19 protein-coding genes are annotated in these 23,657 nt (G+C 67.3%); 8 read left to right on the plus strand and 11 right to left on the minus strand.

Going from position 1 to position 23,657, the window contains the following annotated elements:
* Positions 1–32 precede the first annotated feature (32 nt).
* On the plus strand, positions 33–3,566 hold the full coding sequence (gene dnaE, locus AC1U2B_RS21700; RefSeq protein ID WP_480218401.1) for a DNA polymerase III subunit alpha: 3,534 nt from the start codon (positions 33–35) through the stop codon (positions 3,564–3,566).
* 18 nt (positions 3,567–3,584) lie between these two features.
* On the opposite strand, the gene AC1U2B_RS21705 is transcribed toward dnaE, so the two are convergent.
* On the minus strand, positions 3,585–4,418 hold the full coding sequence (locus tag AC1U2B_RS21705) for a class I SAM-dependent methyltransferase (RefSeq protein WP_480218402.1): 834 nt from the start codon (positions 4,416–4,418) through the stop codon (positions 3,585–3,587).
* Between the two features lie 188 nt (positions 4,419–4,606).
* Here AC1U2B_RS21705 and fadD11 point away from each other — a divergent pair, with 188 nt between their 5' ends.
* Entirely contained in the window at positions 4,607–6,430 is a 1,824-nt protein-coding gene (gene fadD11, locus AC1U2B_RS21710) for a fatty acid--CoA ligase FadD11 (protein ID WP_480218403.1), read from the plus strand.
* Between the two features lie 15 nt (positions 6,431–6,445).
* Here the strand turns inward: fadD11 and AC1U2B_RS21715 are convergent, their stop codons facing one another.
* Positions 6,446–7,144, minus strand: coding sequence for a hypothetical protein (locus AC1U2B_RS21715; protein WP_480218404.1), 699 nt, complete (start codon positions 7,142–7,144; stop codon positions 6,446–6,448).
* Positions 7,145–7,223: 79 nt separating this feature from the next.
* On the opposite strand from AC1U2B_RS21715, the gene AC1U2B_RS21720 reads away from it, so the two are divergent.
* On the plus strand, positions 7,224–8,735 hold the full coding sequence (locus tag AC1U2B_RS21720) for a carboxylesterase/lipase family protein (RefSeq protein WP_480218405.1): 1,512 nt from the start codon (positions 7,224–7,226) through the stop codon (positions 8,733–8,735).
* A gap of 60 nt (positions 8,736–8,795) precedes the next feature.
* Here AC1U2B_RS21720 and AC1U2B_RS21725 read toward each other — a convergent pair whose 3' ends face one another.
* From AC1U2B_RS21725 to AC1U2B_RS21735, 3 genes are read right to left on the minus strand one after another with little or no spacing between them, the layout of a single operon-like run.
* Positions 8,796–9,269 carry an RDD family protein gene (locus AC1U2B_RS21725; RefSeq protein ID WP_480218406.1) on the minus strand — a complete coding sequence of 158 codons (474 nt, stop codon included), beginning with the start codon at positions 9,267–9,269 and terminating at the stop codon, positions 8,796–8,798.
* A gap of 9 nt (positions 9,270–9,278) precedes the next feature.
* The gene (locus AC1U2B_RS21730) at positions 9,279–10,088 is read right to left on the minus strand and encodes a serine hydrolase (protein ID WP_480218407.1); all 810 of its coding nucleotides are present in this window, start codon (positions 10,086–10,088) and stop codon (positions 9,279–9,281) included.
* Between the two features lie 29 nt (positions 10,089–10,117).
* Positions 10,118–11,041 (minus strand): LysR family transcriptional regulator, encoded by a 924-nt coding sequence (locus AC1U2B_RS21735; RefSeq protein WP_133763210.1) that lies wholly within the window; start codon positions 11,039–11,041, stop codon positions 10,118–10,120.
* 85 nt (positions 11,042–11,126) lie between these two features.
* On the opposite strand from AC1U2B_RS21735, the gene AC1U2B_RS21740 reads away from it, so the two are divergent.
* From AC1U2B_RS21740 to AC1U2B_RS21750, 3 genes are all read left to right on the plus strand, one after another.
* Positions 11,127–11,948 (plus strand): acyl-CoA thioesterase domain-containing protein, encoded by an 822-nt coding sequence (locus tag AC1U2B_RS21740; protein WP_480218408.1) that lies wholly within the window; start codon positions 11,127–11,129, stop codon positions 11,946–11,948.
* An 84-nt stretch (positions 11,949–12,032) separates the two neighbouring features.
* Complete coding sequence (locus AC1U2B_RS21745; RefSeq protein ID WP_043396317.1) at positions 12,033–12,917, plus strand: EamA family transporter; 885 nt, start codon at positions 12,033–12,035, stop codon at positions 12,915–12,917.
* A 4-nt stretch (positions 12,918–12,921) separates the two neighbouring features.
* A complete protein-coding gene (locus AC1U2B_RS21750) occupies positions 12,922–14,298 on the plus strand; it encodes a purine-cytosine permease family protein (RefSeq protein WP_480218409.1) in 1,377 nt (458 codons plus the stop codon).
* A gap of 1 nt (position 14,299) precedes the next feature.
* Here AC1U2B_RS21750 and AC1U2B_RS21755 read toward each other — a convergent pair whose 3' ends face one another.
* The 6 genes from AC1U2B_RS21755 to AC1U2B_RS21780 form a co-directional block, all read right to left on the minus strand.
* Positions 14,300–15,421, minus strand: a complete 1,122-nt coding sequence (locus tag AC1U2B_RS21755) for an epoxide hydrolase family protein (protein ID WP_480218598.1) — start codon at positions 15,419–15,421, stop codon at positions 14,300–14,302.
* A gap of 21 nt (positions 15,422–15,442) precedes the next feature.
* Positions 15,443–16,057, minus strand: a complete 615-nt coding sequence (locus AC1U2B_RS21760) for a LutC/YkgG family protein (protein WP_480218410.1) — start codon at positions 16,055–16,057, stop codon at positions 15,443–15,445.
* Positions 16,054–17,529: a LutB/LldF family L-lactate oxidation iron-sulfur protein gene (locus AC1U2B_RS21765; protein ID WP_480218411.1), complete on the minus strand. Its 1,476-nt coding sequence runs from the start codon at positions 17,527–17,529 to the stop codon at positions 16,054–16,056. The genes AC1U2B_RS21760 and AC1U2B_RS21765 overlap by 4 nt, the downstream gene beginning before the upstream one ends.
* A complete protein-coding gene (locus tag AC1U2B_RS21770; protein ID WP_480218412.1) occupies positions 17,526–18,254 on the minus strand; it encodes a (Fe-S)-binding protein in 729 nt (242 codons plus the stop codon). Before AC1U2B_RS21770 ends, AC1U2B_RS21765 begins: the two co-directional genes overlap by 4 nt.
* A gap of 15 nt (positions 18,255–18,269) precedes the next feature.
* On the minus strand, positions 18,270–19,652 hold the full coding sequence (locus AC1U2B_RS21775; protein WP_480218413.1) for an aspartate aminotransferase family protein: 1,383 nt from the start codon (positions 19,650–19,652) through the stop codon (positions 18,270–18,272).
* A 94-nt stretch (positions 19,653–19,746) separates the two neighbouring features.
* Positions 19,747–21,246 (minus strand): CoA-acylating methylmalonate-semialdehyde dehydrogenase, encoded by a 1,500-nt coding sequence (locus AC1U2B_RS21780; protein WP_480218414.1) that lies wholly within the window; start codon positions 21,244–21,246, stop codon positions 19,747–19,749.
* A gap of 115 nt (positions 21,247–21,361) precedes the next feature.
* Between AC1U2B_RS21780 and AC1U2B_RS21785 the strand changes: the two genes are divergently transcribed.
* Together AC1U2B_RS21785 and AC1U2B_RS21790 are read left to right on the plus strand one after the other, a co-directional pair.
* Complete coding sequence (locus AC1U2B_RS21785) at positions 21,362–22,987, plus strand: PucR family transcriptional regulator (protein WP_480218415.1); 1,626 nt, start codon at positions 21,362–21,364, stop codon at positions 22,985–22,987.
* A gap of 13 nt (positions 22,988–23,000) precedes the next feature.
* Positions 23,001–23,630 (plus strand): TetR/AcrR family transcriptional regulator, encoded by a 630-nt coding sequence (locus AC1U2B_RS21790; protein WP_480218416.1) that lies wholly within the window; start codon positions 23,001–23,003, stop codon positions 23,628–23,630.
* The last annotated feature ends 27 nt before the right edge of the window (positions 23,631–23,657 follow it).

Genomic DNA, 23,657 nt, shown 5'->3' on the forward strand with positions numbered 1-23,657 from the left:
GTGTCGGTGGCCCGTTTTAGACTGGCAGCCCTATGAGCCAGTTCGTGCACCTCCACAATCACACCGAGTACTCGATGCTGGACGGTGCGGCGAAGGTCAAGCCCATGATCGCCGAGGCTCTGCGGTTGGGCATGCCCGCCATCGGCATGACCGACCACGGAAACATGTTCGGCGCCAGCGAGTTCTACAACATCGCGACCAAAGAGGGCATCAAGCCGATCATCGGCATCGAGGCGTACATCGCGCCCGCGTCCCGCTTCAACACGAAGCGCGTCACCTGGGGCGATCCGAGCCAGAAGGGTGACGACGTCTCGGGTAGTGGTTCGTACACCCACATGACGATGGTCGCGGAGAACGCGACCGGCCTGCGCAATCTGTTCAAGCTGTCGTCGCTGGCTTCGTTCGAGGGGCAGCTCGGTAAGTGGTCCCGCATGGACGCGGAGATCATCGCCGAGCATTCCGCGGGCATCATCGCCACCACCGGCTGCCCGTCGGGTGAGGTGCAGACGCGGCTGCGGCTCGGCCACGAGCAGGAAGCGCTCGAGGCCGCCGCGAAGTGGCAGGACATCTTCGGCAAGGAGAATTTCTTCCTCGAGCTGATGGATCACGGCATCGAGATCGAGCGCCGGGTTCGCGAGGGCCTGCTGGATGTCGGCAAGAAGCTGGGCATTCCGCCGCTGGCGACCAACGACTGCCACTACGTCACGCGCGAGGCCTCGCACAACCACGAGGCGCTGCTGTGTATCCAGACCGGCAAGACGCTCTCGGACCCGACTCGGTTCAAGTTCGACGGTGACGGCTACTACCTCAAATCGGCCGCGGACATGCGGGCCATGTGGGACCACCAGGTACCCGGTGCCTGCGACTCCACGCTGCTGATCGCCGAGCGCGTCCAGTCCTACGCCGATGTCTGGAAGTTCCACGACCGGATGCCGATCTTCCCGGTGCCCGAGGGCGAGACGCAGGCCAGTTGGCTGCGTAAAGAGGTGCTGCGCGGCCTGGACCGGCGCTTCCCGACCGGCCCGCCGCAGGAGTACCTCGACCGGGCTGATTACGAGATCAACGTCATCGTCCAGATGGGCTTCCCGGCGTACTTTCTCGTCGTCGGTGACCTCATCAGCCACGCGCGCGAAGTCGGTATCTGGGTCGGCCCGGGCCGAGGGTCGGCAGCAGGTTCGCTGGTCGCGTGGGCGATGGGCATCACCAACATCGACCCCATCCCGCACGGTCTGCTGTTCGAGCGGTTCCTCAATCCCGAGCGCGTGTCGATGCCCGATATCGATATCGACTTCGACGACCGCCGCCGCGGCGAGATGGTGCGCTACGCCAGTGAGAAGTGGGGCAGTGACCGCGTCGCCCAGGTCATCACCTTCGGTACCATCAAAACCAAAGCGGCACTGAAGGATTCGGCGCGTGTCCACTACGGGCAGCCGGGCTTCGCGATCGCCGACCGCATCACCAAGGCGCTGCCGCCGCCGATCATGGCCAAGGACATCTCGGTGTCCGGGATCACCGATCCCACCCATGAGCGGTACAAGGAAGCCGCCGAGGTCCGCGCACTGATCGATACCGATCCCGACGTGCGGACCATCTACGAGACCGCCCGCGGTCTGGAGGGCCTGGTTCGCAACGCCGGCGTGCACGCCTGCGCGGTGATCATGAGTTCCGAGCCGCTGATCGACGCCATCCCGATGTGGAAGCGGGCCCAGGACGGCGCCATCATCACCGGCTGGGACTACCCGTCGTGTGAGGCCATCGGCCTGCTGAAGATGGACTTCCTGGGTCTGCGCAACCTCACCGTCATCGGTGACGCCCTGGAGAACATCAAGGCCAACCGCGGCATCGATCTCGATCTCGATCACCTGGGTCTGGAGGACCCGAAAACCTACGAGCTGCTGGCGCGCGGCGACACCCTCGGGGTGTTCCAGCTCGACGGGTCCGCGATGCGCGATCTGCTGAAGCTGATGCGGCCGACCGGCTTTGAGGACATCGTGGCGGTCCTGGCGCTGTACCGGCCAGGGCCGATGGGTGTGGATGCGCATACCGACTACGCGAAGCGAAAGAACGGGCTCCAGGAGATCAAGCCCATCCACCCGGAGCTCGAAGAGCCGCTACGCGACATTCTTTCTGAGACTTACGGTTTGATCGTCTACCAAGAACAGATCATGCACATCGCGCAGAAGGTCGCGGGCTACTCGCTCGGCCAAGCAGACCTGCTGCGTCGCGCGATGGGTAAGAAAAAGAAGGAAATCCTCGACGAGGCCTACGGCGGATTCGCCGACGGCATGAAGCAGAACGGCTTCTCGCAGGCGGCGATCACCGCATTGTGGGACACGGTGCTGCCGTTCGCCGGCTACGCGTTCAACAAGTCGCACGCTGCCGGGTACGGCCTGGTGTCGTTCTGGACCGCCTATCTCAAGGCCAACTTTCCGGCCGAGTACATGGCAGGTCTACTGACCTCGGTCGGCGACGACAAGGACAAGGCCGCGGTGTACCTGGCGGATTGCCGCCGCCTGGGAATTACGGTGCTGCCGCCGGATGTCAACGAGTCGGTGCACAACTTCGCCTCGGTCGGTAAGGACATCCGCTACGGGCTGGGCGGTGTGCGCAACGTCGGCGCCAATGTGGTGCAGTCCATCATCGCGGGCCGCACCGACAAGGGGAAGTACACCGATTTCTCCGACTACCTCAGCAAGATCGACATCACGGCCTGCAACAAGCGCGTCACCGAATCTCTGGTCAAGGCAGGCGCTTTCGACTCGCTCGACCATGCCCGCAAGGGCTTGTTCCTGGTCCATGCCGACGCCGTCGACTCGGTGCTTGGCACCAAGAAGGCCGAAGCCATGGGCCAGTTTGATCTGTTCGGCGGCGGTGATGCCGGTGACGCCGGCGACGCGGCGTTCACCATCAAGGTGCCCGAGGACGAGTGGGACGACAAGCACAAGCTCGCCCTGGAGCGAGAGATGCTGGGCCTGTACGTTTCCGGTCATCCGCTCAACGGTGTCGCGCACCTGCTCAACGCGCAGGTGGACACCCAGATAACGGCCATCCTCGAGGGCACTGTCGCCAACGACACCCAGGTTCGCATCGGCGGCATTTTGGCGGGCGTGGTACGACGGGTCAACAAGCAGGGATTGCCCTGGGCCTCGGCACAATTGGAAGACCTCAATGGTTCGGTAACGGTGAACTTCTTCCCGAAGACCTACGCCGTGTTCGGCGCCGACATCATGGACGACGCCATCGTGCTGGTGAGCGGCAAGGCCCGGGTCGAAGACGAGCGGGTCTCGATCTTCGCCAGTGACCTTGTGGTGCCGGACTTTTCGAATGCGCAAGCGGACCGCCCGCTCGCGGTCAGCCTGCCGACCCGGCAGTGCACTCCGGAGAAGGTCAGCGCGCTCAAGCAGGTGTTGGCACACCATCCGGGCACGTCGCAGGTGCACCTCCGGCTGATCAGCGGGGACCGCATCACCACGCTGGAACTGGACCAGACCCTGCGGGTCACACCATCTTCGGCGCTGATGGGCGACTTGAAGGCGCTGCTGGGTCCGGGCTGCCTCGGCGGGTGATGACGGGTCCGGGCGAATTCAGAAGCGGTATCGCAGAATCCGCGCCTTACGTGCGCCGGCTTTGGTGTGCCCGGTGAGCCGAGTTGCGATACGCAGGACACCCGGAAAGAGCTCGACCTCGGGCTGGTGCGCCAGACTGGTCTCTTCGAGCAGCTGCATTCGTGGATTCCAGGTCAGCGGATGCCGTGCGTCCTTGAATCCCACGTAACCCAATTGGCTGCCAACGTCTTTGAACATCTTCTGCGGTAGGTACTTGAACGCGGCCAGGCTCAGCGGTCCGAACTGCCCGTAATCGTTGAACGCCAGCTCGCCACTCTGAAAATGTTCGGTGATGCTGCGGAAAACGCCCGCGATCACCGGCTCGGTCAGGAATGCGAACAGTCCGTCCGCGACGAGCATGGTGGGTCGGTCGGCGGGAATCGTTGCGGCCCAGTCTAGTTCGGCTACCGACGCCACTACGGTGTGAGAGTGACGATTCGGTGGTAACAACTGGTCACGCAGCGCCGAGATGCCTGCCAGATCCACGGTGTACCAGTCGACTGTCGGTGCGGGAGACACCCGGTAGTAGCCACTGTCGAGACCGCCGCCCAGATCGACCACCACCGCATGGGGATTCGATGCGACGAATGCGCGCACCCGGTCGTCGAGCATCTTGGCTCGCAGGGCAGTCTGGCAGGCCACGCTGGTCTGGACCCGTAGGCCGGCGAAGTCGTAGTCGACCGCCGCCACGACGGATTCAGCCCAGGTGTCGCCAAGAATCGGGCGTGGCCCCCGACTGTCCAAGGCTCGGGCATAGACGGTCAACAAGGCCGTCTGTTCCACCGGCGTCAGAGACGTAACAGATATTCCCATCGTTCCGACGATACGCCGCTATGCGGACTGAACGATGAGGCCAAAATGTTTAGCGCCGTGCGGATTTCGCGCTCACGTCCGGCAACGCGATGCTGTTGCGGAAGCTGCGCCGCATCGGATTCGCCAACCACCCCAGGTGCACCACGAGTTTGTGCTTCGATCATGGGGCCGAACGAGGAGGGCCCCGCATGTCCGCAGCGCAGCGTCCGACCACTTTGTGTGAAGCCTTTCAACTGAGCGCGGCCGTCGATCCCGATGCGGTCGCGTTGCGCACCGCAGGCGGCGGGCCGACCCTGACCTGGGCGCAGTACTCCGATCAGGTGCGCGCCGTGGCGGCAGGGCTGAGCGGTCTCGGCGTGACCCGCGGCGACACCGTGTCGCTGATGATGAGCAACCGGGTGGCGTTCTATCCGCTGGAAGTCGGTGCGCAACATGTCGGCGCCACGTCGTTCTCGGTGTACAACACCCTGCCGGCAGGCGATCTGGCGCACGTCTTCGGCAATGCCGGCACCAAAGTCGTGCTGTGCGAGGCGCAATACGTCGATCGGATCCGCGCCAGTGGTGCAGCCATCGAGCACATCGTCTGTATCGACGGCACCGCTGACGGAGCCCTGAGCGTCGACGACCTGCTGGCAGCCGCGCCCGCCGACTTCGACTTCGACGCCACCTGGCGCGCCGTGCAACCCGACGACATCGTCACGCTGATCTACACCTCGGGCACCACCGGCAAGCCCAAGGGCGTGGAGATGACGCACACCAACATCTTGTTCGAGTCGTTCGCGGTCGATGAGGTGCTCGGCATTCAGTTCGGTGACTGCGTCACGTCCTACCTGCCGACTGCGCACATTGCCGACCGCTTGATGAGTGTGTACTTCCAGGAGGTGTTCGGCACCCAGGTGACGACCGTCGCCGATGTGCGAGCCATCGCCGCGGCGCTGCCGGAGGTTCGGCCGACGGTCTGGGGTGCGGTGCCGAGGGTATGGGAAAAGCTCAAGGCCGCAGTCGAATTCGCGGTAGAGGGCGAACCGGACGAGATGAAGCGGGCGGCGCTGCAGTGGGCGCTGTCGGTTGGCGCCAAGAAGGCCGCCGCGCTGCTCGCCCACCAACCGGTACCGGACGACGTGGCCGCGGAGTGGGCCACGGCCGACGAGCTGGTGCTGTCGAAGCTTCGCGAACGTCTGGGCCTGGATCAGGTCCGGTGGGCTGTTTCGGGCGCGGCCCCGATTCCCACGCAGACCCTCGGCTTCTTCGTCGGCATCGGTATCCCCGTGACCGAACTGTGGGGTATGTCGGAGCTGAGTTGCGTTGCGACGGTGAGTCATCCGCGTGATGCCAAGCTCGGCGCCGTGGGCAAACCCCTGTCCGGACTCGAATGCACGATCGCCGACGACGGCGAGCTCCTGGTCCGCGGGCCCATCGTGATGAAGGGCTACCGCAAGGAACCGGCGAAGACGGCCGAGGCCATCGACGCCGACGGCTGGCTGCACACGGGCGACGTCGGCCACCTGGACGGCGAGGGGTATCTGACCATCGTCGACCGGAAGAAGGAACTGATCATCAACGCGGCCGGCAAGAACATGTCGCCGGCCAACATCGAGAAAGCCATCAAGGCTGCCTGCCCACTGATCGGCGTCGTCATGGCCATCGGCGATGCCCGCCCGTACAACACGGCGCTGATCGTGCTCGATGCGGAGTCCGCGGGTCCGTATGCCGCCCACCGTGGGCTTGCCGACGCGTCGCCCGAAGCGCTGGCAGCCGACCCTGAACTGATCGCGCAGATCGGTGCCGGTGTGGCCCAAGGCAATACGGAGTTGTCGCGGGTCGAGCAGATCAAGCGGTTCTCCGTGTTGCCGGCCTTCTGGGAGCCCGGGGGAGACGAGATCACGCTGACCATGAAGCTCAAACGGCGCCCCATCGCCGAGAAGTACGCCCCGCAGATCGACGCCCTGTACGCGCCGGAACCCGGCCCCGTCGTCCACGAGCCGACAACGACCGTCGCCGCGGCGAATTGACCGCGCGGCCCCGGATCAGGCGGTCGTGCAGGCGAACTTCAGGCCGACGCCTTCCGGCGCCGGGAGGACCGGCGTCAGGCAACCGAAGGTCTGGATGCCGGCGTTGCTGAACCGGATCGCCGTGCGGCGCGCGTAGTTGACGCACACGGGCCCGGTCGCGTCGGCACGGCACAGGTAGTCGCCGAACCGCAGGCTCTGGCCGTCTTTCAGTTTGGCTCCGGTGCCGGCGGAGAAGCGGCCCGGATCACCGTGCACCGAACCGACTTCCGCGGTCGGACCTTCGAAATCGACCCAGCCACCCACCCAGTGGCCGTAGGTGTCGGCCGGCTGTGGCGGCGGGGAGGTCAGATGCGTCAGGCACGCCAGCGTGCCGTTGAAGTCCTTGTCGGTCATGCAGTTCGCACCCGATGCGGTGGTGAACGCGATGTCGGTACCCAAGTTCGTGGGGGTGCCCTCGCGCGTGGCGGTATGGAATCCGGCCGGGTCGGCCGGGGTGCCGGCCTCCACCCAGGCGATGACGTCGGCGACGGGCGCGCCCGCGGGCGGCGGCGTGGTGGGTGCGGCCTTCGGGGTCGGAGCTGCGGGACGGCTGGACGGGGCGGCGGCGGACAGCGACGGCTCCGAGATCGCCACGCCGGGCTGTCCGTGCTGGTCTGACCCGGCGGAACAACCCGCAACCAGGGCACATGCCGCGAGGGCCACCGGAAGTCGCATGCCCGTCAGGGTAACCGGCACTGGCGCAACACGCGGCTCAGGCACCCCGATGATTACAGATTTTCGATAGTGTCCATTTATGCACGAACGTACCGTCCGCGTGACCATCGACAGCGGAACCATCGAGGGCTTCACGCGCGACGGTGTGCACCGCTGGCGTTCCGTGCCCTACGCCCGGCCACCGGTGGGGCCGTGGCGTTATCGGGCGCCGCAACCCGTGCAGCCTTGGCGCGGTGTGCGCTACTGCCATGGCTTCACCTACTGTGCGCCGCAGGAACGCAAGTTCACCATGCTCAGCGTGGGCAAGTACCAACCCACGGGTGAGGACTGTCTGACCCTCAATGTGGTGACGCCCGAGCAGCACACCGGCGAGCCGCTGCCCGTGATGTTCTTCATCCACGGTGGCGGCTACATCCTGGGCAGCTCGGCCACCCCGATCTACGACGGGGCCGCACTGGCCCGCCGCGGCTGCATCTTCGTCTCCGCCAACTACCGGCTCGGCGCGCTTGGGTGCTTCGATGTGTCGGCGCTGTCGACACCCGACCAGCCTCTTGACGACAACCTGTTCCTGCGCGATCTGGTCGCGGCGCTGAAGTGGGTGCGCGCCAACATCGCTGTGTTCGGCGGCGACCCGGGCAACGTGACCATCTTCGGAGAGAGCGCCGGAGCCCACGCGGTGGCGACCCTGCTGGCCGTACCGCAGGCGAAAGGCCTTTTCCACCAAGCGATTGCGGAGAGCCCGGCCAGCGGCATGGTGCGTACTCCGGACGCGGCCGCCCAGTTCGCCAAGCAGTTCGCCGAACAGTTGGGGGCGGGCAGCCGCGACGGCGCCGCCGCGCTGATGTCGGCCAAACCCGCCGAGCTGATGGCCGCGCTGGACCGCGTGATCCACGGCGCCGTGGTCGACATGCCGGGAGCCTTTCCGGCCGGACCGGCATGCGGCACCGAGTTCCTGCCGGAGGATCCGCTGATCGCGATGCGCGAGGGGCGGGCGCACCAGGTGCCGCTGATCGTGGGCAGCAATGCCGACGAGGGCCGCCTGTTCACCAAGTTCATGCAGCTGCTGCCCACCACTGAGGCGACGATCGAACGGATTCTGGCGCACGTCCCGGCGGAGCAGCGCGCCCGGATCACCGCGGCCTATCCCGGTTACCCGCAGTCGGCCGACGCGTGCATCAAACTCGGCGGCGACTTCGCATTCGGCACGGCATCGTGGGAGATCGCCGGCGCGCACATGCGCCACGCACCCACGTATGCGTACCGGTACGACTACGCCCCGCCCGCGCTGCATTGGACGGGTCTGGGTGCCACGCACGCCACCGAACTGCTGGCGGTCTTCGACGTGTACCGGACACCGTTGGGTTCGGTGCTGACCGCTGCCATGGACCGTAAGTCCGCGCTGCGGATCAGCAATGACGTGCAGAACCGCTGGCGAGCATTCGCGCGGACGGGTGTCCCCGGCGAGGGCTGGCCGCGGTACGACGCCGACGACCGCGCCGTGCTGGTATTCGACCGCAAGACCCGTGTCGAATTCGATCCCCGTGCCGAGCAGCGTCAGGCCTGGGAAGGCTTTTCACTGGTTCACGGCTAGCCGGTGCGGGATTTGTGCACGAAAATCCGCGCCGACCGCGKWTTTTCGTGCACAAATCGCTTACTTCTTGACGACCTGGGTACCGCCGGCCAGTTCGTCGTGCCGGCCCTGCTTGCACGGGCTGGAGCTGATGGTGACGGCGATGAAGATGTACGCGATGAACGCCAGCAGCCCGCCGACCCACGGGATGATGGTCAGCAGGGTGAACGAGTTCCGGATCGCCGACTGCTTGACGTCGGGCTTCGGCATGCCGTTGGGCCCACGCACGCTGAGGCCCAGCAGCATCTTGCCGGGTGTGGCGCCCACCGTGACCTCGAACAGCACGAAGTAGAGGAACATCCCCAGCCCGGAGAACAGACCGGTGACCATGATGTCGGACATCGAGCCGATCGAGAAGGCGCCGAAGAAGGCCAGCACGCCGACGATGATCCCGTCGATGAGCCGCGCGAAGAAGCGGGGCAGCAGGTCGCCGGGATGCACCGGGGTGGGTGCGCCGTAAGTGCCTGACGCGGGGTAGTTCTCGCCGTGAGTCATGGCGCCAATCTACTGCCGACCGGCCAGCAATATCTGGCTTAGGCGCGTGGTGGTCGCCTGGCCATCGACGTTGCCGCCGGCGCCGTTCAGCGCATTCATGACAGCCAGGGTGAAACGTTGTCCCGGCCCGGCGAATCCGACGGTGTTGGTCACCCAGCCGCCCTGCTCGTCGGACCAGCCGTCTTTGTTGCCGGGCGCCATGTTCGGGCCGGCGCCCCAGACACCCCACTGCTGAATGGGGTCGACGTTCTGCATGGCGCTCACGATCCACGCGGTTTCGTTGGGCCGCAGCCGGGTCAGCATGTAGTTGACCATCTGGTCCAGGTCGTCGGTGGTCGACTTCTGAAAACCCCAGTAGGGGAACATGTCTCCGAATCCGCGTTGCGGTTGTACCCGGGTCATGCCGAAATGCGGGAAGTCGTTGTTGAAGATGGTGTGGTCCGGTCCGCCGTACCGGGTCCACAGGGTATCGGCGGCATCGTTGTCGGACGTGTGCAGCATCTTGCCCATGAGGGCGATGTCGTTGTCGGTGAGCCGCAGCAGGCCGGCGCTCTGCCGGGCGAACAGGTCCACCACGATGCCGAGCTTGATGGTCGAGGCCGTCCAGACCATGTCCCCGGCGTGCGAATTGCGGTACACCGCACCGGTTTTGCGGTCGCGCAGCACGTAGCCGACGGTGCCCGGCCGGGTCGACAGGTAGGCGTCTGCTGCCGCGACGCGTTGCTGGGCGTCGCAGGCGGCAGTACATTCGGCCCGCGCGGTGGGCAGCGCGGGCCCGGCCAGCAGTGCCGCGACCAGTACGGCCCTGATCAGTTTCACGCCGGTAGCCTCCCAGATCTCGGTCAGTGTCATTCGGTGCCGACCGCCTCGGGACGAGGCCAGGTCGGCAGCGGCACCGGCCCGTCGCCCGGTCGCAACCGGTCGAGCACGGCCCGCAGCGGCGGCCAATTGGTGCGGCCCTTGCGGGTGACGGCATAGGCGGTGTGGATCACCGTCGGCCCGGCCAACGGGACGACCTTGATGCCCGCGCTGGTGGGCCGCTCCAGCGGCAGCAGCCCGACGCCGTAGCCGGCGACGATCAGGTCCTCGACCAGCTCGAGGCTGTCGATCTGGTGGGCGATGCGCGGGGTGAATCCGCTCAGCGCACCCAGGGTGCGGACTGCGTCCTCGTCAGCGGTGTTGCGGGAGTTGACGATCCAGGTCCGGTCCGCGTATTCGGACAGTTCGGCGGGGCCGTTCGCCTCGTCGGCCCGCAGCCCCAGGCCCCACGGAATCGACCACAGCGCAAAGCCTTCCAGCAGCGGACTGGGCGAGGCCGGGGCCAGGTTGTAGTCGTAGGTCAGGGCCAGGTCCAGGTCGTCGTTGGTCAGCAACGCGAACGCCTCGATGGGCTCGTATTCGCTTATCGCGACGTCGATTCCGGGATGCTCGCGGGTCAGCTCGGCCAGGATCGGCAGCAGCGAGACGCGGATGCCGGTCGCGAATCCGCCGATGCGCAAGGTGCCGACGGGTTCGGCGCCGGAATCGAGGTCCAGGCGCGCCGCGTCGACGGCCGCCAGGATGGTCACCGCATGGTCGGCCAGGCGCTGTCCGGCCGGGGTCAGCCTGACGCGGCGGCCCTCCGGTTCGATCAGTTGCGTGCCGGTTTCCTTGGCCAGGGCGGCGATCTGTTGCGACACCGTCGACGTCGTCAGATTGAGGTTCTCGGCGACGGCCCGCATCGACCCGAGGCGCGACAAGGCCAGCAAGAGGCGCAGCCGACGGGTGTCCATCTGCCCATTGTCCAGGGAATCTGGACGGTTCTGCCTGATGTGGCCCGAAGTTATGAATATTTAGCCAATGTGCGACGATCCGAAAATGACCGCACGTCCTGCGCACTTCACCCCGATCGACGCCGATCGGGTTCAGCCGACCCGATTCGCCCAAAGCCTGTGGGGTGAAGACCACCTGAACGGCCCGGCCGTGGTCGGCCTGGCTGCCCATGCGCTGGAGGCCGCGTTCGGCTTGCCTGACTTCCTGCCGGCCCGGCTCACCGTCGACCTGTTCCGGGCCGCCCGCGGGGTGCCGACCACGACCGAGGTGAAGTTGGTTCGGGACGGGCGCCGGGTGCGCAATTCCGAGTGTGATGTGGTGCAGGACGGTGTCACCGTCGCCCGGGCCACGCTCGTGCAGTATCGGCTCGCCGCGGCGCCGCCCGGTGAGGAATGGTTCCGCGCAACCGATTTCGAGCCGCCCGCCGTGATCGATGACGACCTGCCGCCCTACATGAACAGTGACGCCGTCGGCTGGACGCGGGCCATCGCCGAGCACCAGAACACCAGTCGCAAGCGCTACGTCAACCGGTCCATCGACGTCATCGAGGGACAGGTCAACACTCCGTTCGTGCGGGCCGCGATGGCGGCCGAGGGCACCAGCCTGGTGACCAATCTGGGCACCGCCGGCGTCGGATACATCAACGGCGACCTCACCGTGGCGTTGTCCCGGCTGCCGCGGGACTCCTGGGTGGGCGCCGAGGCTGATTCGCACTGGGCGGCCGACGGCATCGCGGTCGGCACCACCACGCTGTACGACAGTGCCGGGCCGTTCGGCACCGGCCTGACCACGGCGGTCAGTAACCCGGGTGCGCAGATCGACTTCGGCCACAGCCGGTTCCCCGACCGGATCAGGCGCGAGCTGTAGCTTCAGTTCCGTTCAAGATTCCCGAACGATATGTCCACGATTATCACGTGGACATGAACGTTCTGGCTCCCGTTCAATACAACGATGACCACCGCAGCGGCGCGCAATGGCGCTCTCATGACCGTCGCGTCCATGATGTCGGTGCAGCTGGGTGCTGCTCTCGCGGTAAAGCTGATGGACGGTATCGGCCCGGCCGGTGTGGCCTGGCTCCGCCTGGCCTGGGCCGGCGTGTTGATGCTGCTGTTCGTCCGGCCGCGGCCGGCGTCGTTCACCCGATCGGCGTTCGTGTCCTGCGTCCTGCTGGGAATCACCACCGCCGGATTCACCCTGCTGTTCATGGTGGCGGTGTCCCGTATCCCACTCGGCACGGCCAGTGCCCTGGAATACCTTGGCCCCCTTGTTATTGCGGTGATGAAGGGGCGTGGACGCGGGCGGTGGCTGTTCCCGGCGATGGCCGGCACCGGCGTCGTGCTGCTGACCGAACCGTGGGCGGCTGCCGTCGACCCGGTGGGCGTGCTGGCCGCGCTCGCTTCGGCGGTCTGCCTGGCCGCCTACATCCTGCTGACCCAGCGCGTGGGCGACGAGGTCACCGGCATCACCGGTCTTGCGGTGTCCATGCCGGTCGCCGGGCTGGTGGTCACCATGGTGGCCGGTCCGTCGGTCATCGGGCACCTGACGCCGCACCTGCTGCTGGCCGGTCTGGGCCTGGCCATCCTGCTGCCGGCGATCCCGTTCACCTTGGAGATGCTGGCCCTGCGCCGCCTCACCGCGGCAGCGTTCGGCACGCTGATGAGCCTCGAGCCCGCGTTCGCCATGATGCTGGGGCTGCTCATCCTGCACCAGGTGCCGGGGCTGCCCGCCCTCGCCGGAATCGCACTCGTCGTGCTGGCCGGTATCGGCGCCGCGCGCGCCGGGGCTCGACCCGCAGCCGAGGCTGGCCATCGGGAACCGGCGCTCGTGGTCGAATAGGGGCATGACGCCACCGGCCACAGCGCTCAACGCCGCACCGTTCACCGGCCATACCCCCAGCCGCGCCGGGGACATGTCGGTGGAAACCCATGGCATCGCGCCGGTTCCGGCAGACCGCCGGTACGGCACCCCGGGCCGGCTGTTCACGGTCTGGTTCGCCCCGCAGATCAACATGACGTGTGTCTTCACCGGCGCGATGATCGGTGCACTGGGCCTCGGGTTCTGGCTGGCGCTGCTGGCGATGATCGTCGGCACGGTCCTCGGCTCACTGGTGGTCGGCTACCTGTCCACGCTCGGCCCGCGCACCGGTACTGCGCAATTGCCCGGCGCGCGCATGGCTTTCGGTGGTCTGATCGCGGTTCCGGCTGTCCTGCAATGGCTCTCGTCGGTGGCGTGGGACGCGCTGGTCGGCCTGTTCGGCGGTGAGGCGCTGGCGGTGCTGCTGGGTATCCCATTCTGGGCGGCGGTGCTGATCGTGCTGGGCGTGCAGGGCGCGGTCGGCTTCATCGGTTACGAGTTGATCCACCGGCTGCAGGCCGTGCTCACCGTGGTGCTGTTCGCGACGTTCGTGGTGTTCGCCGTCAAACTCGTTGGTGGGCATCAGGTCGTGACGCCGCCGACCGCGCACGGCGCGGACCTGACCGGGGCCTTCGTGCTGGCCTTGACCATCGCGCTGAGCCTCGCGGTGTCCTGGGCCAGCTATGCCGCCGACTTCAGTCGCTACCTGCCCGTGGACTCCGCGCCGCGCAAGGTGTTCGGATTCAGCTTCGCGGGACTGGCTGCCGCGTACGTCTTCGTCGAGACCATCGGCATCGCCGCGGGGAGCCTGATCACCGACCAGACCGCCGAGGGTGTGCGGTCGGTGATGGGCGGGGGAGCGCTGGGGGCTGTCGCGCTGCTCATCATCGCCCTGGCGTCGGTCGGCTCGGGTGTGATGAACGACTACAGCGGATCCCTGGCCCTGCAGACGCTGGGCGTGCGGGTGCGGCGCCCGATCTCGTCACTGGTGGTGACGGCGCTGGCGTTCGGGCTCATCCTGTGGCTCCACACCGGCGACACCGCAACGCGATTCACCAATGTGCTGCTGCTGATCAGCTACTGGATTCCGGCCTTCGCGGCCATCGTGATCATCGACTGGCGCCGCCGCAGCCGTGGCCGGCAGACCGTGGACCCGGCCGCGGAGACGACGCCGCGGCGCGACGCGGTCGCCGCCTTGGTCGCGTTCGTCGTGGCCTACGGTGCCGCGATCCCGTTCATGAACACCACGCTGCTGCAAGGACCCGTCGCCGTCGCGTGGCATGGCGCCGACGTCGCCTACTTCGTGAACTTTTTTGTCGCGTTGGTGATCTACGGGGGATATCGACGCTTCCGGGCAGCGTGACTCAGCGCACCGTCGCGAAGAACGCCCGCACGTCGTCGACGAAAAGCTCGGGCTGCTCGAAGGCGGCGAAGTGACCGCCGCGCGCCATGGTGGTCCAGTGGGTGACGTTGTACCCGGTCTCGCACCAGGACCGCGGTGCCCGCAGAATCTCTTTCGGGAACGACGCGATGCCGGTGGGCAGCTCCACTTTCGTGCCGCCGCCGAAGACGCGGAAGCTTTCCCAGTACATCCGGGCTGACGACGCCGCGGTGGCGGTGGCCCAGTAGATCATCACGTCGTCGAGCATCTCGTCGCGGCTCAGCGCGCTCTCCACGTTGCCGTCGTGGTCGGTCCAGGACCAGAACTTCTCCACGATCCACGCCAATTGCCCCACCGGTGAGTCGACCAAGCCGTAGCCGATGGTCTGTGGACGGGTGGACTGCTGCTTAGCGTACCCCGAGTCCTGGTCCTGGTAGTGCTTCAGCGCCGCGAGCGCGGCTTGCTCCTCGGCGGTGAACTCCGTGGTGCCGGCCGCGGGACGACCCATCGGCATGTTGGTGTGAATCGCGATGCAGTGTCCGACGTTTCGCCCGATCTGAGTGGTCACCGCGGCACCCCAGTCGCCGCCCTGGGCACCGTACCGGGTGTAGCCGAGGCGCACCATCAGTTCTTCCCACGCGCGCGCGGTCCGTTCGACGTCCCAGCCGGTGGTAGCTGGCTTGCCGGAGAACCCGTAACCGGGCAGCGAGGGACACACCACGTGGAAGGCGTCCTCGGCGCGGCCGCCGTGCGCCGTCGGATTCGTCAGCGGTTCGATGATCTTCTGGAATTCGGCGATCGAGCCGGGCCAGCCGTGCGTGATGATCAGCGGCAGGGCGTCGGCGTGCGGGGACCGTTGATGAATGAAATGGATGTCCAAGCCGTCGATTTCGGTGACGTACTGGTCGAACCGATTGAGCGCGGCCTCACGGGCCCGCCAGTCGTAGCCATTGGCCCAGTAGTCGGCCAGCTCGCGGGTGTAGCTCAGCGGGATGCCCTGGCTCCAGTCGTCGACGCACTCGGCTTCCGGCCAGCGGGTGTTGGCCAGCCGGTGGCGCAGGTCGTCCAGCACCTCGTCGGGCACGGCGATCTGAAACGGTGCAATGTCGGTCACAATCAACCATTCTTACCGGCCGGCTCCGACGATCACCACGTCGAGGGTGCGCGGACCGTGTACGCCTTCGACGCGCTGCAGTTCGATATCGCTCGTCGCGCTCGGCCCGGAGATGAACGTCAGTGGACGCGACGGGTCCAGGGCCGCGAAGGCCTGCGGCACGGTATCGACGATCTGGTCGGCCCGGATGACGCAGATGTGATGGTCGGGTACCAGCGTGAGCGCGCGACGGCCCTGTGCCGCACCGGCATCCAGCACGATGGTGCCGGTGGCTGCGATCCCGAGGGCGCAGCCGGTCACCACCGCATCGACGCTGTCCAGCACGTCGAGGCCGACAGGTGGGTCGTCGACGACGGTGCGGATGCCGCTCACCCAGTCCGGTGGCAGGTCCGCGGGGATCGCGGCGGTTCCGGAGACCAGCGCGCCGATCGTCGTCGCCACCTCGTCCGGCCGGACGCGATGCACCTGCGCCCGGTAGTCGGCCACCGTCTCGGCGAACCGCTCGACGTCACCGCTGCCGGTCGACGGCTGCCGGTCGTAGTCGCGTGGCACCGGCACGGCGGCCGGGGTGTCGGTCCCGAGTGCTGCGCGGATGCGTCCGAGCACCACCGCCCGTGCGTTGCTCATTGGTCGCCGCCCCGGTTGCGGGCCCACCACTGCCGGAACGTCTCCGCCGGTGGTTCCGGAATGTCGCGACTGCCAGTCCATTTCGACGCCGGCCAGGGCAGCCTGCGGATGCGGTGGTCCTTGCCGGCAATGAGCCGCCCCGCGCCGAGGGCCTTCTCCGCCAACTCGAACCGCGATGCGGATCCCATGGCCCAGCCTGCCGCCTTCATCGCCAGATCCTGTCCGGAGGGCAGGACACCGCGCCCTCCTCTTTCCTGATCCACCTGCACCGCACGCAGATGCACCAGGATCGACGGGATGTCGATGAGTACGGGGCAGGCCTCGTAACAGGCGCCGCACAGCGTGGAGGCGTAGGGCAGGCTGGCGTTCGGATCGTCGTGACCGGTGGTCCCCGTCAGCTGCGGACTCAGGATCGCCCCGATGGGTCCCGGGTACACCGAGCCGTATGCGTGCCCGCCCGTGCGTTCGTAGACAGGACAGACATTCAGGCAGGCGCTGCACCGAATGCAGTGCAGCGCAGCGCGTCCCACCTCATCGGCGAGCACCCGGGTCCGGCCGTTGTCGAGCAGCACCAGGTGGAACTGCTGGGGGCCGTCGCCGGGATGCACGCCGGTCCACATCGAGGTGTACGGGTTCATCCGTTCCGCGGTCGACGACCGGGGCAGCAGCTGCATGAACACTTCGAGATCGGTGAACCGCGGGATCACCTTCTCGATGCCCATCACCGTGATCAGGGTTTCCGGCAGCGTCAGGCACATCCGGCCGTTGCCCTCGGACTCGACGACGGCCAGCGTCCCGGTCTCGGCGACCCCGAAGTTGGCGCCGCTGACGGCCACCTTGGCGGACAAGAACTTTCGCCGCAGATGTGCCCGCGCGGCCATCGCCAGCACCCGGGGCTCGTCGGTGAGCTCACCGGCGCCGGGCATCTCGCGTTCGAAGATCGCCCGGATCTCCGCACGGTTGCGGTGGATGGCCGGCACCAGGATGTGGCTCGGTTTGTCATGTCCGAGTTGGACGATCAGCTCGGCCAGGTCGGTTTCGATCGGTGTGATGCCCTGGTCTTCCAGGTATTCGTTGAGCCCGATCTCCTGCGTGGCCATCGACTTGACCTTGACGACCTCGTCGCTGCCGGTGGCCCGGATCAGGTCGGCGACAATGCGATTGGCCTCGAGCCCGTCGCGGGCCCAGTGCACGGTGCCGCCGCGTGCCGTGACATTGGCTTCGAGTTCCTCCAGCAGTTCCGGCAGCCGCGCCAGCACGTCCTGCTTCAGGGCGCTGCCGGCCGCCCGCAGCTGTTCCCAGTCATCGCACTCGGCAACGGCGGCAAGACGTTTGGCGCGGATGGTCGCGGTGGCATGGCCCAGATTGTGACGTAGTTGCGAATCCGCCAGTGCGGTGCGGGCGGCCTGCGGAAAACTCTGCTCGCCGCGCAGATTGCCCACGCCGGGCTGCCCGAGAAACACCGCGGTCATGGTGTGGCCGCCAGGATTTCGGCCAGATGCACGGTGCGGACGTCGCTGCCGGCGCGGCTCAGGCCACCCCCGATATGCATGAGGCACGACGAGTCGCCGGCGGTGCAGACGTCGGCGCCCGTCGTCGCGATGTTCGACATCTTGTCGGCAAGCATCGCGGTGGACACGTCGGCGTTCTTCAAGGCGAAGGTGCCGCCGAAGCCGCAACAGGATTCGGCCTGGGGCAGCTCGACCAGGGTCAGGCCCCGGACGTTGCGCAGCAGGCGCAGTGGCTTGTCGCCGACACCGAGCATCCGCAGTGAATGGCACGTCGGGTGGTAGGTGACGCGGTGCGGATAGTAGGCGCCGACATCGTCGACCCCGAGCACGTCGATCAGGAACTCGGATAGCTCAAAGGTGTGTGCCGCAACCGATTCGGCCCGGGTGGCCAGGTCGGTGTCGCCGGCACGCCGGGCCACCATCGCATGCTGGTGGCGCGCCGACCCGACACACGATCCCGAGGGCGCCACGACGGCATCGAAGCCGCTGAACACGTCGACGTGGTTGCGCACCAGGGGCACGGCCTCGCGCAGGTAGCCGGTGTTGACGTGCATCTGCCCGCAGCAGGTCTGCCCGGCGGGAAACGCCACCTGGTGGCCGAGGCGTTCCAGGAGCCGCACCGTGGCGATGGCGGCAGCCGGAAACATGGCGTCGGCGAGGCAGGTCGCGAACAGGGCTATCCGCACCGGCCGACAGTACCTCTAACCGGCGTACCGGTCCGCCACGTCGAGGGCGCGGTCCAGGATTGCGAGCCCGGTGCGGACCTCGTCGTCGCCGGCGTTGCACGGCGGCACCACGTGGATGCGGTTGAAGTTGGTGAACGGCATCAGGCCGTTCTCCTTGCAGAAGGCGACGACCGCGTTCATCGCGTCGCTGGTGCCGCCGTAGGGCGCCAACGGTTCCCGCGATGCCTGGTCCTTGACCAGTTCGACGGCCCAGAACACGCCCGCGCCACGCACCTCGCCGACGCTGGGGTGCCGCTGCGCGAAGTCCCGCAGGGCAGGTCCGATGATCTCCGCACCCAGGCGGGCAGCGTTCTCGACGATGCCTTCGTCACGCATGGCGTTGATGGTCGCGACCACGGCCGCGGCGGCCAACGGGTGCCCCGAATAGGTCAGGCCACCGGGGTAGGCGCGCTCGGCGAAGGTCTGGTTGATGGCGTCGCTGATCGCGACGCCGCCGAGCGGCACGTAACCGGAGTTGACGCCCTTGGCGAAGGTCAGCAGATCGGGAACGACGTCAAAGTGGTTGATGGCGAACCACTTTCCGGACCGGCCGAAGCCGGACATGACCTCGTCGGCGATCATCATGATGCCGTACTTGTCACACAGTGCGCGCACGCCCGCCAGGTAGCCGGGCGGTGGCACCATGATGCCGGCGGTCCCCGGGATGGACTCCAGGATGATCGCGGCGATGGTCGACGCGCCTTCGAGTTCGATCACGCGCTGCAGCTCGTCCAGGGCCCGCGCGGATTCCTGCTCCTCGGTTTCGGCGTGGAACACCGAGCGGTACAGGAACGGCCCGTTGAAGTGCACGACGCCGGCCGCTCCGCGATCGTTGGCGAACCGCCGCGGGTCGCCGGTCAGGTTGATCGCCAGGTCGGTGCCACCGTGGTAGGAGCGGTACCGGGCGAGCACCTTGTGCTTGCCGGTGTGCAGCCGGGCCATGCGCACGGCGTGCTCGTTGGCGTCGGCGCCGCCGTTGGTGAAGAAGATGTGGTTCAGGTCGCCGGGGGTCAGCTCGGCGATCAGCCGGGCGGCCTCGGAACGCGCGGCGTTGGCATGCTGTGGCGCGATGGTGCACAGCGTGGCGGCCTGTTCCTGAATCGCCGCAACGACTTTCGGGTGCTGGTGGCCGATGTTGGTGTTGACCAGCTGAGAGGAGAAATCGAGCAGCCGGTTGCCGTCGCCGTCCCAGAAGTAGCTGCCTTCGGCCGCGGTGATGGTCATCGGGTTGAGCGCTGCCTGGGCCGACCACGAGTGGAAGACGTGGGCGCGATCCAGCTCGTAGGCGCGCGCGGCTTCGGCGCGCATGGAGTCGATGGTGTGGCCGGCGGGCAGGACGTGGTCTGCGGCGAGGGTCATGTCAGGTCCTCTGGTGACAAGTGGCGGGCGGAAGGGGCAGTGCGCGGGGCCCTAAGGGGACGATGGGCCCCGCGCCCCGGACTGGGTTGTGCGATCAGTTGTTTTCCGGGAAGCCCAGGTTGATGCCGCCGTGGCTGGGGTCGAGCCAGCGCTGGGTGATGGCCTTGGCGCGGGTGAAGAACTGCACGCCCTCGGGGCCGTAGGCGTGGCTGTCGCCGAACAGCGAGGCCTTCCAGCCACCAAAGCTGTAGAACGCCATGGGAACCGGGATCGGCACGTTGATGCCGACCATGCCGACCTCGACCTCGTTCTGGAACCGGCGGGCCGCGCCACCGTCGTTGGTGAAGATCGCGGTGCCGTTGCCGTAGGGGTTGTTGTTGATCAGTTGCAGGGCCTCGTCGTAGGTCTCGACGCGGACGACCGACAGGACGGGACCGAAGATCTCGTCGGTGTAGACGCTCATCTCGGGGGTCACGTTGTCCAGCAGGGTCGGGCCGAGCCAGAAGCCGTTCTCGCCACCGTCGGCGACCACGTTCCGACCATCCAGCACGACCTTGGCGCCCTCGGCCTCACCGGCGTCGATGTAGGACGCCACCTTGTCGCGGTGCACCTTGGTGATCAGCGGCCCCATGTCCGAGTCCTTGGTGCCGTCACCGGTCTTGAGGGTGAGGGCACGCTCGACGATCTTGGCGACCAGGTCGTCGGCGATCGGGCCGACGGCCACACACGCGGAGACGGCCATGCAGCGCTCACCGGCCGAGCCGAAGCCCGCGTTGATCATGTTGTCGGCGGCGAGGTCGAGGTCGGCGTCGGGCAGGATCACGGCGTGGTTCTTGGCGCCGCCCAGGGCCTGGACGCGCTTGCCTGAGGCGGTGGCGGTCCGGTAGACGTACTGCGCGATCGGGGTGGAGCCGACGAACGAGACGGCCTTGATGGCGGGGTTGGTCAGCAGCTCGTCGACGGCGGTCTTGTCGCCCTGCAGGACGTTGAAGACGCCGTCGGGCAGGCCGGCTTCCTTCCACAGTTCGGCCATCCACAGCGACGAGGACGGGTCCTTCTCCGACGGCTTGACGACGACGGTGTTGCCGGCGGCGATGGCGATGGGGAAGAACCACATCGGGACCATGGCCGGGAAGTTGAACGGCGCGATGATGGCGACGGGGCCGAGGGCCTGCCGGATGTTGTAGACGTCGACGTTGGTGGAGGCGTTCTCCGAATAGCCGCCCTTGAGCAGATGCGGGATGCCGCAGGCGAATTCGACGACCTCGATGCCGCGGGCGACCTCGCCCATGGCGTCGGAGAGCACCTTGCCGTGTTCGGCGGTGATGATCGCGGCCAGCTCTTCGCGGCGGGCGTTGAGCAGCTCGCGGAAGGTGAACAGGGTCTGCACGCGCTTGGTGATCGAGGTGTCGCGCCAGGCGGGGAAGGCGGCGACGGCCGCGTTGATGACGGTCTGCGCGTCCTCGACGCTGGCCAGTGCGACCTGACCGGTGACCTCGCCGGTGGCCGGGTTGGTGACCGGTGCCGACTGTCCCGAGGATCCGGCGAAGATGTCGTTGTTGATCCAGTGCGAGATGGTCTGCGTGGTGGTCATCGTCGAGGGTGGCCTTCCTGGTCGGTGCGGGGTGTGCACTCAGCTTGCCCCGCGGCAAGCACCGAAATGGCCGTCAATCTGTATCAAGTTGCGTCCCTAGATTTACACTTTGTAAATGCCGACCGTCGCCGAGATCGTCGCCCTGCCGGTCATCCAGCAGGGCGAACCCGAGATTCTCTGTGCGCACGGATTCGACCGCCCGATCCGCTGGGTCCACGTCAGCGACGTGCCGGACCTGTCGGACGTCCTGCAGGGTGGCGAACTGGTGCTGACGACCGGCGCCGCGCTGCGGGCAGCGCCGCTGGACTATCTGCGGTCTGTCGCGGCGGCACACGCCGTCGGCGTCGTCGTCGAACTGGGTGCCGGCGCCGTGCCGCTGCCGGTCAATGTCGGGGCCATCGCCGAGGAACTGGGACTGGCCCTGGTGGCGGTGCGCCGGGTGATCAAGTTCGTCGAGGTGACCGAACAGGTGCACCGGGTGATCGTCGCCGATCAGTACCAGGAGGTCGATTTCGCACGGCAGACGCACGAGGTGTTCACCGATTTGAGCTTGCGCCGGGCCACGCCGGCCGGGATCGCCGAGGCGGCGGCGAATCTGCTCGGTGCGCCCGTCGTGCTCGAGGACCTCACCCACCAGGCGATGGCGGTGGTGACTGCGGGACATCCGACCTCGGATGTGTTGCGGGACTGGCAACGTCGATCCCGCCAGCACGAGACCGGGGCCGAGCGGACCGACGACTGGGTGATCAGCGAGGTGGGTCGCGGCGACGACGCGTGGGGCCGCCTGATCGCGCTCAGTCCTTCCGGCGACGTGGCGGCCAGGTTCACCATGGTGCTGGAGCGGGCCTCCCAGGCGCTGGTGCTGCACCGCATGGCAGAGCGCGGTCGCACGGACATCGAACATCAGGCGCAGGCCGGGTTGCTGGAAGACGTTGCACGCGAACGCATCCGGTTCGAGGACGAAGCGACCGCACGCGCGTTCGCGCTGGGTCTGCGTCCGGCGGCGCAATACCTGCCCGCGACCTTGCGGATCTCGGGATGGGCACCGAAGGATGGTTCAGACGCCGATCCCGTTTCAGAGCAGCGGCGCAGTGCCCGCCTGCTCGACGTCGTGACCCGGTCGGTGAAAGCGTTGGGGCACACCGGATTGTTCTCGTTGCGCGGGCCCGGCGAGATCGCCATGGTGTTGTCGCTGAACATGCGCCCGGGTAGCGCGCTGGAACCGCTGGGGCGGGCGTTGCGCCGGGATGCCGAACGTGCCGTCGACGCCCATGGCCTGGTGCTCGGCGTCGGCACGCCGGCGCCGGGGTTGATCGATGCCATTCACCGCATCACCGACGCCGCGCACGTCGCCGAGGCCGCGCTGTCTTTGCCTGCCTCGCAGCGGGTCTGCTTTCGGGTCGCGGACATCAGGCTGCGTGGCTTGCTGTCGATGCTGCGGACGGACCCGCGGCTGCAGCGGTTCGCCGAAGGGGAGTTGCGCGCGCTGATCCTGCACGACATCGAGTCCGGTGCCGGTCTGCTGGACGTGCTGCGCGGATACCTGGAACTCGGCGGCAACAAGTCGGCGCTGGCGTCGCGCCTGCATCTGAGTCGGCCGTCGCTCTATGCGAAGTTGAACCGTATCGAGCAGATTCTGGGCGTCGATCTCGCCGACGGTGAGTCGGCGACCTCACTGCATGTGGCGCTGCTGATCCTCGAGACACGAAACGCGTTCAGTGGCGGCGGCGCAACGCTGTGACATGCTTTTCGACGTGTCGGGCACATCGCAGAACCGCCAGGGCAATGCCACCCGCGCCAAGTTGGTGAAGACGGCCGAGAAGCTGTTCGCCGAGCTGGGCGTGGACGCCGTCTCGGTGCGTTCGGTCAACGCCGCGGCCGGCCTCGGCGCCGCGTCGGTGCACTACCACTTCGGTTCCAAGGACGAACTGCTGCGCGCGGTGGTGCTGGACCTCGGCGCCGCGGTGGGCTCGGCCATCCAGGCGAATGTCGATGTGCTGGCAGCGGATTCGGCCGCGCCGTCGCCCGACGCGTTGGTCCGCGCCGTCACCGCGCCCTATCTCGATCTGCTGCGTCGCCAACGCACCCGCGGGATGCGCTGGATCAAGATCATGGCGCAGATCACCCAGGCCGGTCCGGCCGACGAAACCATCGAGCCCAAGCTGCGCGTCGCCCTGCTGGCGCAGGTCCGCCGGACCTTCCCGAACGCGGCCGAGGACCGGCTGGAGGCGCGCTGGGCGGTGTCGATCATGGGCTTCGTACAGGGCCTGAGCCGGGCCGACGAATGGGACCGGGCCAAGCTCTCCGCCCCGGCGCTGGAAGCGTTCTACGAAGACCTCGTGACGTTTGTCGTCGGCGGCACCGAGCGCCTGCTCAATTCCTGACACCGAACGCGAAGTAGCTACCCAAAA

It is taken from the genome of Mycolicibacterium sp. P4_G11, assembly GCF_056555145.1.

Excerpts from the sequence above, each read along its gene's own strand:
- AC1U2B_RS21720 (WP_480218405.1), top strand. The coding sequence starts at position 7,224 with ATGCACGAACGTACCGTCCGCGTGACCATCGACAGCGGAACCATCGAG.
- AC1U2B_RS21745 (WP_043396317.1), top strand. The coding sequence starts at position 12,033 with ATGACCACCGCAGCGGCGCGCAATGGCGCTCTCATGACCGTCGCGTCC.
- AC1U2B_RS21785 (WP_480218415.1), top strand. The coding sequence starts at position 21,362 with ATGCCGACCGTCGCCGAGATCGTCGCCCTGCCGGTCATCCAGCAGGGC.
- AC1U2B_RS21725 (WP_480218406.1), bottom strand. The coding sequence starts at position 9,269 with ATGACTCACGGCGAGAACTACCCCGCGTCAGGCACTTACGGCGCACCC.
- AC1U2B_RS21750 (WP_480218409.1), top strand. The coding sequence starts at position 12,922 with ATGACGCCACCGGCCACAGCGCTCAACGCCGCACCGTTCACCGGCCAT.
- AC1U2B_RS21735 (WP_133763210.1), bottom strand. The coding sequence starts at position 11,041 with ATGGACACCCGTCGGCTGCGCCTCTTGCTGGCCTTGTCGCGCCTCGGG.
- AC1U2B_RS21780 (WP_480218414.1), bottom strand. The coding sequence starts at position 21,246 with ATGACCACCACGCAGACCATCTCGCACTGGATCAACAACGACATCTTC.
- AC1U2B_RS21775 (WP_480218413.1), bottom strand. The coding sequence starts at position 19,652 with ATGACCCTCGCCGCAGACCACGTCCTGCCCGCCGGCCACACCATCGAC.
- fadD11 (WP_480218403.1), top strand. The coding sequence starts at position 4,607 with ATGTCCGCAGCGCAGCGTCCGACCACTTTGTGTGAAGCCTTTCAACTG.
- AC1U2B_RS21740 (WP_480218408.1), top strand. The coding sequence starts at position 11,127 with ATGACCGCACGTCCTGCGCACTTCACCCCGATCGACGCCGATCGGGTT.
- AC1U2B_RS21760 (WP_480218410.1), bottom strand. The coding sequence starts at position 16,057 with ATGAGCAACGCACGGGCGGTGGTGCTCGGACGCATCCGCGCAGCACTC.
- AC1U2B_RS21705 (WP_480218402.1), bottom strand. The coding sequence starts at position 4,418 with ATGGGAATATCTGTTACGTCTCTGACGCCGGTGGAACAGACGGCCTTG.
- AC1U2B_RS21765 (WP_480218411.1), bottom strand. The coding sequence starts at position 17,529 with ATGACCGCGGTGTTTCTCGGGCAGCCCGGCGTGGGCAATCTGCGCGGC.
- AC1U2B_RS21715 (WP_480218404.1), bottom strand. The coding sequence starts at position 7,144 with ATGCGACTTCCGGTGGCCCTCGCGGCATGTGCCCTGGTTGCGGGTTGT.
- dnaE (WP_480218401.1), top strand. The coding sequence starts at position 33 with ATGAGCCAGTTCGTGCACCTCCACAATCACACCGAGTACTCGATGCTG.